Annotated in this window: 8 protein-coding genes; 3 read left to right on the forward strand and 5 right to left on the reverse strand. The window is 71.1% G+C overall.

Annotation, left to right across the window (positions count from 1 at the left end):
- Positions 1 to 79: 79 nt before the first annotated feature.
- The gene (locus FHS42_RS17640; RefSeq protein ID WP_184573181.1) at positions 80 to 3,238 is read left to right on the forward strand and encodes a glycoside hydrolase family 2 TIM barrel-domain containing protein; all 3,159 of its coding nucleotides are present in this window, start codon (positions 80 to 82) and stop codon (positions 3,236 to 3,238) included.
- Here FHS42_RS17640 and yczE read toward each other — a convergent pair.
- Positions 3,210 to 4,148, reverse strand: coding sequence for a membrane protein YczE (gene yczE, locus FHS42_RS17645; protein ID WP_246494916.1), 939 nt, complete (start codon positions 4,146 to 4,148; stop codon positions 3,210 to 3,212). The genes FHS42_RS17640 and yczE overlap by 29 nt on opposite strands.
- 114 nt (positions 4,149 to 4,262) lie before the next feature.
- On the opposite strand from yczE, the gene yczR reads away from it, so the two are divergent.
- On the forward strand, positions 4,263 to 5,750 hold the full coding sequence (gene yczR / locus FHS42_RS17650) for a MocR-like transcription factor YczR (RefSeq protein ID WP_184573182.1): 1,488 nt from the start codon (positions 4,263 to 4,265) through the stop codon (positions 5,748 to 5,750).
- Between the two features lie 123 nt (positions 5,751 to 5,873).
- On the opposite strand, the gene FHS42_RS17655 is transcribed toward yczR, so the two are convergent.
- The 4 genes from FHS42_RS17655 to FHS42_RS17670 form a co-directional block, all read right to left on the reverse strand.
- On the reverse strand, positions 5,874 to 7,061 hold the full coding sequence (locus tag FHS42_RS17655) for an aromatic acid exporter family protein (protein WP_184573183.1): 1,188 nt from the start codon (positions 7,059 to 7,061) through the stop codon (positions 5,874 to 5,876).
- Between the two features lie 391 nt (positions 7,062 to 7,452).
- Positions 7,453 to 8,595, reverse strand: coding sequence for an MBL fold metallo-hydrolase (locus tag FHS42_RS17660; RefSeq protein ID WP_246494917.1), 1,143 nt, complete (start codon positions 8,593 to 8,595; stop codon positions 7,453 to 7,455).
- 229 nt (positions 8,596 to 8,824) lie between these two features.
- A complete protein-coding gene (locus FHS42_RS17665; RefSeq protein ID WP_221476596.1) occupies positions 8,825 to 10,072 on the reverse strand; it encodes a DUF6745 domain-containing protein in 1,248 nt (415 codons plus the stop codon).
- A gap of 78 nt (positions 10,073 to 10,150) precedes the next feature.
- The gene (locus FHS42_RS17670) at positions 10,151 to 10,477 is read right to left on the reverse strand and encodes a DUF8820 family protein (RefSeq protein WP_184573184.1); all 327 of its coding nucleotides are present in this window, start codon (positions 10,475 to 10,477) and stop codon (positions 10,151 to 10,153) included.
- A gap of 258 nt (positions 10,478 to 10,735) precedes the next feature.
- Between FHS42_RS17670 and FHS42_RS17675 the strand changes: the two genes are divergently transcribed.
- Positions 10,736 to 11,689, forward strand: a complete 954-nt coding sequence (locus FHS42_RS17675) for an STM4015 family protein (RefSeq protein ID WP_184573185.1) — start codon at positions 10,736 to 10,738, stop codon at positions 11,687 to 11,689.
- Positions 11,690 to 11,720 lie beyond the last annotated feature (31 nt).

The raw sequence follows: 11,720 nt of genomic DNA on the forward strand, positions 1-11,720 counted from the left end.
GCCATCAGTACGCCATCTTGCCGAAACCATCGCGCGGTAGGGAGCCATGATTGAGCTCGGCAGTTGAGTGAGGAGAACGATGAGTCACTCCGCAGCGACTCCGCACCCCTACTACCCCTACTACCCCTACTACGAAGACGTCTCGCCCGGCAGCGGCACCATGCCGCCCCGGTCCTGGTACTCCGCATCCGACGCCGACCGCCTCGATCTGAGCGGGCTGTGGCGCTTTCGCCTGTCGCCCGGAGCGCAGACCACGAGCACGGCCTTCGCCCGCCCGGACTTCGACGCATCCGACTGGGACGAGCTGCCCGTCCCCTCGCACTGGGGGCTGCACGCACCCGGTGGGGCTCGGTCGGCCACGCCGCCGATCTACACCAACACCGGCTACCCCTTCCCGGTGGACCCGCCCCGGGTGCCGCAGGAGAACCCCACCGGCGACCACCGGCTCGTCTTCGACCTGCCGGACGACTGGCCCACGACGGGCGCTGCCGTGCTGCGCTTTGACGGCGTGGAGTCCTGTGCGCGGGTCTGGCTCAACGGCCATGAGCTGGGCACCTTCCAGGGCAGCCGGCTGCCGCACGAGTTGTTCGTTGGCCCGATCGCCGCCCCCGGCGTGGACGAAGCGACGGGGCCAGCCGGCGGCAGCGAACCGCACATCCTGCGTAGCCGGGGCAACGTCCTTGCGGTGCGGGTCCACCAGTGGTCGGCGGGCAGCTATCTGGAGGATCAGGACCAGTGGTGGCTGCCTGGCATCTTCCGGGAGGTGACGCTGTTGCACCGGCCGAACGGCAGCGTCGCCGACTTCTTCGTCCACGCGGCGTACGACCACCGGGACGGCCAGGGAACCCTGCGGGTTGACTGTGTGCCCGGCGGCCGGGTGACGGTGCCCGAACTGGGTCTCGACCTGGCCACCGGGCAGAGCGCCACGGTCGCCGTCGAGGCATGGACGGCGGAGACGCCCCGGCTGTATGCGGCCGAGCTGGCCACCGCCGGCGAGCGGGTACCGCTACGGATCGGCTTTCGCACGGTCGCCGTTGAGGACGGGCTGCTCAAGGTCAACGGGCGGCGGGTGCTGTTTCGGGGCGTGAACCGGCACGAGTTCCATCCGGAGACCGGCCGCACCGTGGACCGGGAGACCATGCGGCGCGACCTGCTGTTGATGAAGCGGCACAACATCAATGCCGTACGCACCAGCCACTACCCGCCGCACCCCGCCTTCCTCGACCTCTGCGACGAGATCGGCCTGTGGGTCATCGACGAATGCGACCTGGAGACGCACGGCTTCCACGCCGTGGGCTGGCGGCGCAACCCGGTGGACGACGACCGCTGGACGCCCGCCCTGCTCGACCGCGCCGCGCGCACCATCGAGCGGGACAAGAACCACCCGGCCGTCATCATGTGGTCGCTGGGCAACGAATGCGGCACGGGCGCGGGCCTGTCCGCGATGGCCGCGGCGATCCGCGAGCGGGACCCGGACCGCCCCCTGCACTACGAGGGCGACCGGACGTGCGCGGACGTGGATGTGTACTCGCGGATGTACGCCCCGCACGACGAGGTCGAGGAGATCGGGCGGCGCGCCGAACCCGCGCTGGATGACCCGGCGCTCGATGAGCGGCGGCGGTCGCTGCCGTTCATCTTGTGCGAGTACGCCCATGCGATGGGCAACGGGCCCGGCGGGCTCAGCGCGTACCAACGGCTGTTCGAGCGGTACGACCGCTGCCAGGGCGGCTTCGTGTGGGAGTGGCTCGACCACGGCATCGCCCGCCGAGCCGCCGATGGCACGCGCTACTTCGCGTATGGCGGGGACTTCGGCGAGGAACTGCACGACGGGAACTTCGTCTGCGACGGTCTCGTCTTCCCCGACCGCACCCCATCGCCCGGGCTGATCGAGTACAAGAAGGTGATCGAGCCGGTCTGTATCGAGCCCATCGGCGGGGCGCGCGGCGGCGCGGGTGGTGGGGCGCTCGGCGGCGCGGGCGACGGCGCGCGAGCGGTCCCGGTGTCCGGCGTGCGGATCAGCAATCTGCATGATTTCACCGACCTATCGCACCTGGCCTTCCGCTGGTCCTACGACGTGGCGGGCGAACCGGCGGCGCAGGGGGAACTGGCCGTGCCCCCGCTGGCCCCCGGCGAGTCGGCGGACGTCAAGCTGCCGGTTGTGGAGCTCAGGGAGCCGCCGGCGGGCGAGGCGGTGTGGACGGTACGGGCCGAACTGGCGGCAAGCACGGCGTGGGCCGCGGCCGGCCACGAGGTCGCGTGGGGGCAGTGGCCCGCGGACCCCGGGGCGGAAAACGGGGCGGGAACCAGGGCGGCAAACGATGCAGGAAACGGGGCGGCAGCCGGCGCCGCCGTGCCGCTGACCGGAACTACCGCGAGCGGGCCCGCCGTGGAACCCCGGCGCAGCGATGCGGGGGACGCCATCGTGCTGGGGCCCGGCACCTTCGACGCGTACACCGGCGCGCTGCGCTCGCTGGGCGGCCACCCGGTCACCGGCCCCCGGCTCGACGTCTGGCGGGCGCCGACCGACAACGACGAGGGCGCGCCCTGGCAGCCCGGTACCCGCTACGGCACGGTGTGGCGGCAGGCGGGGCTGCACCGCATGCAGCACCGCACCGACCGGGTGCGGGCCGAGGACGGCGCGCTGGTGGTGCAGTCGCGGGTCGCGCCGGCGGCCACCGACCGCGCACTGTCCGTCGTCTACCACTGGACCGCCACGGCCGTACGGCTGCGCCTGACCGTCAGCGTGATCCCGGAAGGGGACTGGAACTTCCCGCTCCCCCGGCTGGGGGTGCGGCTCGGCGTGTGCGCGAGCCTGGGTGACGCCGAGTGGTACGGCGGCGGCCCTGGCGAGGCGTACCCGGACACCAGGACGGCATCGCGACTCGGTCGGTACGCCATGCCGGTGGACCGCATGCAGACCCCGTACGTACGGCCGCAGGAGAACGGCGCCCGAGCCGACGTGCGCTGGGCCCGGCTCCGCGGGCACCACGGCAACTGGCTGCGGGTGGAGGGGGAACCGCCGTTCTGGTTCACCGCGCGCCGCTGGACGACGGAGCACCTGGACGCGGCGGCGCACACCACGGACCTGACGCCGGATGACCGGATCTGGCTCAACCTCGACTACGGCCAACAGGGCATCGGCAGCCAGTCCTGCGGCCCGGGCGTGCTCCCGGAACACCGGCTGACCGCCGGGCCCGCGACGTTCTCCTTCACCTTCTCCACTGGTCGGGGCGCCTAGCCGCTTCGGCCAGGGGCGGCCTGGCCCGTTCCCAGCGCGGGGAGCGGGCCCGCTGCCGGCCCGCGGTCGCGTCGGCGTGGGGCGCGCCCGCGGTCGCGCCGGCAGCGGGAGGTGCCTGGCGCTCGGCATGGCTGCGGTAGACGCACCAAGGCATCAGCAACTGGGTGATCGAGCCGACCGTCAGCGCGTACAGCACCGTGCCAACCCCGACGGTTCCTCCCAGCAGCCAGCCACCGGCGAGCACAACGACCTCCAACACGGTGCGGACCAGCCGGATGGAACGCCCGGTGACGGCACACACGCCGATCATCAGCCCGTCCCGGGGCCCGGGGCCACAGCGCGCACCGACGTAGACCGCGACGGACAGCCCGTTCAGCGCGACGCCACCGACGAGCAGCGCGATCCGGGTGGGGAGCCCGAGGTGCTGGGGGACGAGCAGGAGACCGAGGTCGGACGAGCACGCCAGAACGATGATGTTGGCGGCGGTGCCACACCTCAGCCGCTGTTTGAGGGGGACCCACAGCAACAGCACGAGAACGCCCACGATGGCGCTGATCGCCCCGAAGCTCAGTGCGGTGCGACCCTCAAGCCCCTCGTACAGGACGCTCCAGGGGTTGACGCCCAGCGAGGCCCGGACCATGAGCGCAAGGCTGAATCCGTACAGGGCGAGACCGACGAACAGTTGCGGCAGGCGCCGCAGCGGACGCTCACCGAGGGAGACATAGCTGAGGGAGGGCGGGGTCGGGCCTGGGGTCGGGGAGCCCGGGGTTGGGACTGGGGAGCCCGGGGTGGGGGCCGGGGAGCCCGGGGTTGGGGCCGGGCTCGCTCGGGGTGGGTGCGCGCCCGAGGCGCGCGCCTCGTGCCGCTGTGCGGCCTCTCGGTCGAAGTGGCCCGTGGTCTCCTGCTGCATGCTCGGCTCCCTCCACCTTCCGTGTCCTCGTGTCCTTGGATTCTTTTCCAGGCCATTGAGGTGACTCTGTAGAGTGATTGGCCCAGACAACAGAGCCAATTTAGGGAGAATGGTATGGCTGATGCGCATCCGTACCCGCTCGCAGGTCATACGGACCGCACCCTGGGGAGCCGACAGCTTGCCGCGATGCTCCCCGACCCGGCGGCGATGAGGCCCGCCTACCGTCACTTGGCCCAGGCGATCAGCGCGCTGATCCTGGACGGGCGCATCGCCTTGCACGTCAAGCTCCCCGCCGAGCGGGAGTTGGCCGCCGCCCTGCACACCAGCAGAACCACCATCACCGCGATGTACGACCTGCTACGCGAGAGCGGCTACGCACACAGTCGCCAAGGCGCCGGCACCTGGACCGCCCTGCCCGAGGGCCGCAATCCCAGCGGTGTCACCCGACTCCTGGAGACCGTGGAATCGGGTGACACCGCCATCGACCTGGCCAGAGCCGCTCCCGGGCTGCCGGAGCACCTACTCATCGACGCCATCGCCCAGGTCACCCCCCGCCTGGTCGAGCACGCGCATACTCCCGGCTATCACCCCTACGGGCTGCCGGAACTGCGCGCCGCCATCGCCGAGCGCTTCACCGAGCGGGGCCTGACCACCGTGCCCGAACAGATCCTCGTGACCTCCGGCGCTCAACACGCGCTCACGCTGGTCATGGGGCTGCTGTGCCGCGCCGGCGACCGCGTCATGGTCGAGAATCCCTCGTATCCGAACGCGCTGGAGGCGATGCGCCGCGCTCGGCTGCGTACGGTGTCGGTCCCCGTGACAGACGACGGCTGGGACATCGAGATCATCGAATCGACCTTGCGCCAGGCCGTGCCCCAACTGGCTTATCTGATCCCCGACTTCCACAATCCGACCGGTTGCCTCATGCCCGAGCACGAGCGCGCCCGCACCCTGCGAGCCGCGGCGCGCTCCGGCGCCTGGCTGGTCATCGACGAGACCTTGACCGAACTCGCCCTCGACGTGCCAGCGCCGACGCCCTTCGCCACCCACGCCGCACCCGGTGGGGCCGGGCAGGTGATCACCATCGGCTCGATGAGCAAGACCCACTGGGGTGGCCTGCGCATCGGCTGGCTGCGCGCGCCCGCGCGGCTCGTCACCGAACTCGCCGGCCAGCGCGTCGCCACCGACATGGGCGGCTCGGTCCTGGACCAACTTCTGGCCCTGGCCCTGTTGGACGGGGCGGGAGACCTCCTACCGACCCGGCTGACACAGCTGCGCCAGCAGCGCGACGCGGTGGCGGTCGCCTTGGCCGAGCACCTTCCCCAGTGGCGTTGGCGTCAGCCGCCCGGCGGTCTGTCGCTCTGGGTTGACCTGGGCGAACCCGTCGCCTCGGCGCTCGCCGAGCGGGCCCTTGACAAGGGGGTACGGATCGAAAGCGGTGCCTACTTCGCCACCGACCCGGGCATCTTCGAGCAGCGGCTCCGCATCCCCTACACCACGCCTCCGGACGCCCTGCGCGAAGCCGTCCTCCGCATGGCAGCCACCCTCGCAGGCGGCCTCCCCCTGGCGGCCACCGCCCGCCGACCGCACTGGGTCGCCTGACCGCAGCGGACCGTCTGCCCACCGCGGGGCGCCTGTCAGCGGCCCCGTTTCGCTGGGCCGTACCCGGTCCTGATGGGGCGAAGCCGCGGGGCGTGCGCAGCAGCGTTCCGCACGCCCCCGCCGTCACAGACGGGTGAACCTGCGGAGCCAGGGGAAGCGCTCGCGACCCTCGCGAGCGCTCTGGTCAAGCTCCTCCATCAAACGCATGGTCCGGTGTTCCATGTCCATCTCATCCAGGATGCGATCGACCTCCGACAGCAAGGCGCCGTGCAGATGCCACTGGCGCGGATTCGCCCGGACGTGATCCAGCAGCAGATGTGCGGCCCGTTCCCGGCTGACACAGGCAGCGTCCAGCGCGGCGGCGAGCCGCGTTTCGGCCTCCTCCGCGTTCGCACTGACCTGCGTGGTGACCAGGGCCGCGAAGTTCTCGACCGCCTTCGCGACATGACCGAGCAGTTCCTCCAGTGCCTGCGCCACATCCCGCGGGAACAGTGGCTCGTCCGTGCGGTGTTTGGCCAGGTCGGTGATGGTACGGGCCATGACACGCAACACCACGGTGCAGATTTCCAACGTATCGAGACCGGTGCGCAACACCACCCGGTGCAGCAGCCCCTCCTTGACACGGGGGTTGAGGCGCAGGCTGTCCTCCGCCTGGCGTAGCGCGGCGTCCACCTGGGCCACGTCGTTGTCCAGGCGCCGCGCCTCGTGGAGCCGGGCCGCGGCGCGCTCAACGGGCGTGTGCTGGCCCAGTTCCTCGCCGATGCGTACGAGCAGATCCCGCAGCCGGCGGGCCAGGTCCTCGATGCGTTCGCCCGCCGTGTGTACCCAGACCGGCGGCGCGAAGAGGAAGTTGAAGAGCAGGCCCACCACGGCGCCGATGAGGGTTTCAAGGACGCGGTCCCACGCCGTGCTGGCCACCCGGGTCACGCCGAGGACGAGCATGGCGCTGATCGCCACCTCGGGAACGAACTCGTTGACCCGCACCAGGTGGCCCGCGCCCAGCGCCGCCAAGATGATCAGGCCAAGGCTCCACCACGACAGGCCGACCAGGGCGCTGAAGCCAATGGCGATGAGTACGCCGGCGACCACCGCGTTCACCCGGCGAATGCCGGTGGTCAGCGTGGCGTACAGGGTGACCTGTACAACGAGCAGGGCGGTGAGGGGCGCGGTCAGCGGAACGGATTCGCGGCTGAGTTGTAGGGCGACGGCGTACGCGATGGTCGCCGCCACCGTGGACCGTATCGCCTGCACGACGGTGGGATGGCGACCGCGTTTCGTCAGTGCGGCAACGGGGTCGATCACTTCACGCACTCCCTGCCTGTCCGCTCCCTGGCCCCCGGCAACACCGGAACGCCCGGCTTGCCACCTGGCTGGCGCTAGGCACGCCAACCGCCGACCCGCCGACCCCACCCGGCCACCACGCCATCCCCGGCCCCGGGTCCGGCCCTGCTGCTGCCTGCTGCCTGCTGCCTGCTGACCCTAGACCGTGGGAGGTCGCCGGCGGTGTATCGGCTCCAGGTTGCACGAGCCAGACAGCAATCGGGTGTCCCGTGCCGCGTCCCGCAACATCCGGTACGTCTGCCCAGCTTCCGCACGATGTCGGGCCCGGCCATCGCCGCGAGGCCCTGGTGCGGCGAAAGGGAGCTAGCCCACACCGGCCGGAAGAGAGAACAGGCGGGTGGCCTGGCGGGGTGTCACGGTGTCACTTCCGCAGTGACCAGGCGGGCCAGCCGCCGGCCGGCGGGACGGCAGCTGCCCGCCACCACGGCTCCTGGGGCAGCTTGCCCGCCGGCTCGAACGGCTCCCCCGGGCAGGGCACGGCCGTGGCGACACCGGCTCGGTGCGCGGCGGCCACGGTCCGCTCGACCGGCTCGGCCCATGGGTGCGGTGCCAGATTGAAGGTGCCCCAGTGGATGGGGAGCAGTACCCCTGTCGGGTCGCCGCCGCCCAGGTCGAGGTGGGCTCGCACGCCATCCTCGGGCGTCATATGGATGTCGGGCCAAAAGTCGCTGTACGCACCAATTTGGATCATCGTCGCGTCAAACGGCCCGTGCTGCCGTCCGATGTCCGCGAACTCGGCGAAGTACCCGGTGTCCCCGCTGTGGAAGATGCGATGTCCGGGCCCCGCCACCACCCATGACGCCCACAGGGTGTGCTGCCCGCCGCGCAAGCCGCGCCCGCAGAAGTGCCGGGCCGGGGTCGCGGTGAAGGCCAGCCCGGCGACCTTGCCCGACTCGTGCCAGTCCAGCTCGGTGATCCGGGACGCGGACACGCCCCAGTGCTCCAGGTCGGCGCCGACACCGAGTGGCACCACAAAGGCCGTGCCGGTGCGGGCCAAGGCGCGGACCGTGGGCATGTCGAGATGGTCGTAGTGGTCGTGGGAGATGACGACGGCATCCACCGGCGGCAGTTCGGTCAACGGCAGCGGCACGGGGTGAAGCCGCCGCGGTCCGGCAAAGGTGAAGGGCGAACATCTCTGCCCCCACACCGGGTCGAAGAGCACGCGTCGCCCGTCGATCTCGGCCAACACGCTGGAGTGCCCCATCCAGGTGAGGCGCAACCCCGACGCGGGTGCCTGGTCCCAGTCCGCGGCGATCGGGTGGCGAACGGGCACGTGCCCCCGGGGCGCCCGGCGAGTTCGGTCAGCCTTGCTGAGCTGGGTGAGCAGCAGCCGTCCGGCGGAGCCGGGGCGCAGGGTGCCGGTCGGCTCCGGATTGCGGAACTGTCCGGCGGCGAACTGTGGTGAGCGTCGCATGCGCGCCAGCCGCTCGCCCTGCGGCTCGGTCCCGAAGGCGGCCGGGCGGAGCGCGGCGAGGCGCTTGCGTCGAGAGTCTGGGCCGGTCAAAACATCTCCTGACATCACCTGGAGGAAAACGGTGGCGGCGCACGGGGCGGTGACACACAACCTATGCGACCTCGCACAACCGGTATTGCGCCGCCCACCCGGTCCCGCGCCCAGCGGGCAGCCGGGTGACTGGTTGGGTCTGTCAGGCGATCCGGCCGGGGCCGAGGCCGAGGTCGTTAAGGGGCGACGGCACCCGAGGGGTCGGGTGCCGTGGCTCGGCTCGGACGGCTCAGGTTTGGCGCTGCGGCTCGTAGGCGTCGGCGCTCACGCCGAAGGTCCACGCGACGCCTTCGCGGGCCGTCCTCGTACGGGGCGGCACGCGCAGCCAGTACGTACGAGATGAACCATCGGGCTCCGGGGTGGAGTTGACTACCTCCACCATGACGACCGGCTCATCGTCGTCCAACTCGATCCGCCACAGCACTCCCGTCTCGTCCTCGTGCACAGGCTGGGCACCGGACTCGCTGAGGTATCGATCGTAGCCGTAGTGTTCCAGCATGACGCGGCGCAGCTCCGCGTTCTCCTCGGTGCGGATGCGGGTGGCGTCCAACTCTCCCAAGCTGTGCAGGAAGTTGGCGGGAACCGGCATGCCGCGCCAGGCGTACAGGGCGAAGCCATCGGGGAAGGCCAGGGCCGGCCCGTCGCCCCGATCGAGGCGGCCGGCCTCGTCTCGGTACAGCTCCGATGGCCGCTCGGCGATGATCGCTACGTTCTCGTAGGGCCACCACCAGCCAGCGGCCTGGGCCACCGCGCTCACTCCGGCCAGCCCCTCAGCGCCGTCGAAGGCCGCCAGCCAGGGCGCATCGTGCTGCCCCAGTACGGCGTCCAGAAGGGCAAGGCGCACCGCTGTTTCGCGCTCGTTTCGCTCGGCGCGGTCCAGCTCTTGTGCGCTCGCTCCCTCGGCGGTGCCTGACCCCTGCTCGGATGCGCCGCGCCCGGAGGCGCCCTGGCCGGGCCCTAGGTCTGCGGCGAGGTCCCCCGATGGGCCGGTCAGCACCTGCGTGATGCCTCCGCGGACTCGGTCGGTCAGGGCGCGGGTCAGGTCCCACAGGGCCGCCGAGGTCAGCGCCCACCGGTCGGCCCAACCGCCGGTGCCCAGTGCCGCGTGGACACGCCGCCGCTCGGCCTCCCAGGGCGCGGTCCGCACCGCCTCGCGCACCGAAGCGCCCAGCTCCGGCCGTTGCGGATCGATTCCGGCCGTGCGCAGCAGCTGCGCGGCGTGCTCAGCGATGCCGTCCGGCATCCGCTCCCGCTCGCCCGTCATCAGCAGCACGGCTGCGGTGGCAAGAAGCGGCGATGGGGCCCACACCACCCGGCTGGGGCCGGCCAGTCCCGCCCGCTGGTAGGCCAGGCGCACGCCCGCCTCCGCCGCCGCGCGGTCCGCGCGCGCGGTGGAGGCCGCCACGGCCCGCCAGTTCGTCGCGTCATCGCCGCTCCGCGCGGCCTGGTTCGGTTGCTCCACGGTGGTCCTCGTCATCTCCCGCTCCCCCTCAGTAGATCGATCTGTGTGGTCCATCGACATACCCGGCAGCCACCGGCCGGATCGCGCGTCGGTTCAGTCGGCCACGACGCGCACCGCGCCCGGCACGTACTCCCGCTGCCGCACCACGCGGTACCAGCCCTTCGGCAGCGCTATGGGCGCGTGCTCCTCGTGCACCACCCGGCCGCCGTCCGGCACATGCAGGTACGCGGCGCTGAATTGCCCCGGTTCGCGCACCAGCGTGCCGGGCCCGACAACCGCGTGCGCGTGTCCGGTGACCTCGCCGAGCGCGAGCACCAGCCGACCGCGCCCGTCCCGCGGCTGCCGGGGCAGCGCGTCCGTGCCGGGCGGCAGCGCTGCCTGCGCCACCGGCACGATCAGCACATCTCCCTGTCGAAACATGGCGTTCCTCCGTTACGTCTTCACGTCCGTGATGTTCGGGCAACGTCACGTCCGTGGTGTGTGCACACAGTCACGTCCGTGCTGTTCGAGCACAGTCACGTCGGTGATGTTCAAGCGATGCTCACGACGCTACGGGCAGGGTCTGACAACGGACCGTCACGGCCGCCCGCCGACGAGGATGTCAGTGCCGCTTGGTACAACTTTTCGCACGCCGCTTCGCACACCGTGCGAGACCTCACCACCCCAAGGAGACCGCGTATGTCCACCGTTGAGCATCTGGAGGAACTTCATGGCCTACCGGTCTTCGACTTCCCGGCCAAGGGCGAGTCAGCCGATTTGCCGGTGGCGGACACCGTCGCCTGGTCGGTGGGAGTGACGCCGTTTGTGGAGGGTGCGGAGGAGTTTGCCGAGCTCTTCGAGCGGTTCCTGACAGAGGTGGACGCCTCCCGCGTGCGGGCGCTGGTCATCGGCCAATGGGGCGAGCCGTACGACAACGACTCCGGCATGGTGGTCGAGCTGCTGGTCGCTGCGAAGGACCGGTTGGGCTGCCTTGAGGCGCTGTTCATCGGCGACCTGGAGGCGGAAGAGGCGGAAATCTCCTGGATCGAGCACGCGGATGTCACGCCCGTTTTGGCCGCGTACCCGCAACTGCGGGAACTTGGTGTGCGCGGCGGCACCGGCCTGCGTTTTCCCGCGGTGCGCCACGAGGCGCTGCGCACGCTGAGCTTTGAGGCCGGCGGGCTGCCGGGAGAAGTGGTGCGCGGCGTCATCGCCAGCGAGTTGCCCGCCTTGGAGTACTTGGAGATGTGGCTGGGTGTGGAGGAGTACGGCGGTGATGCCACGCTCGCTGATCTGGCGCCGCTGCTGGGTGGTGACCGCTTCCCCAAGCTGCGCCACCTGGGCTTGCGCAACAGTGAGGTACAGGACGAGATCGCACAGGCCGTCGCCTCCGCGCCCCTCGTGGCTCAGCTCACCTCGCTCGATCTCTCGCTCGGTGTCCTTACCGATGCGGGCGCACTCGCGCTGCTCGACGGCCAGCCGCTCACCCACCTCAAGTGGCTCGACCTACACCACAACTTCGTTACCGAGGAGATGGCCGACCGGGTGCGCAAGGCATTGGAGCCGTCCGGAGTCGAGGTGGATCTCTCGGAGACCGGTGACGAGTGGGAGGACGGGGACGAGGTCCACCGCTACACGGCGGTCGCTGAGTGACCAACCAGTCCCCACGCCCTGCTAGGCACCC

The sequence above is a fragment of the Streptomyces zagrosensis genome (genome assembly GCF_014203645.1).
In the GTDB taxonomy this organism is placed as follows: domain Bacteria; phylum Actinomycetota; class Actinomycetes; order Streptomycetales; family Streptomycetaceae; genus Streptomyces; species Streptomyces zagrosensis.

Bases quoted from the DNA above. Each gene is read 5' to 3' on its own strand.
- FHS42_RS17640 (WP_184573181.1), top strand. From the start codon at position 80: ATGAGTCACTCCGCAGCGACTCCGCACCCCTACTACCCCTACTACCCC.
- FHS42_RS17670 (WP_184573184.1), bottom strand. From the start codon at position 10,477: ATGTTTCGACAGGGAGATGTGCTGATCGTGCCGGTGGCGCAGGCAGCG.
- FHS42_RS17675 (WP_184573185.1), top strand. From the start codon at position 10,736: ATGTCCACCGTTGAGCATCTGGAGGAACTTCATGGCCTACCGGTCTTC.
- yczE (WP_246494916.1), bottom strand. From the start codon at position 4,148: ATGCAGCAGGAGACCACGGGCCACTTCGACCGAGAGGCCGCACAGCGG.
- yczR (WP_184573182.1), top strand. From the start codon at position 4,263: ATGGCTGATGCGCATCCGTACCCGCTCGCAGGTCATACGGACCGCACC.
- FHS42_RS17665 (WP_221476596.1), bottom strand. From the start codon at position 10,072: ATGACGAGGACCACCGTGGAGCAACCGAACCAGGCCGCGCGGAGCGGC.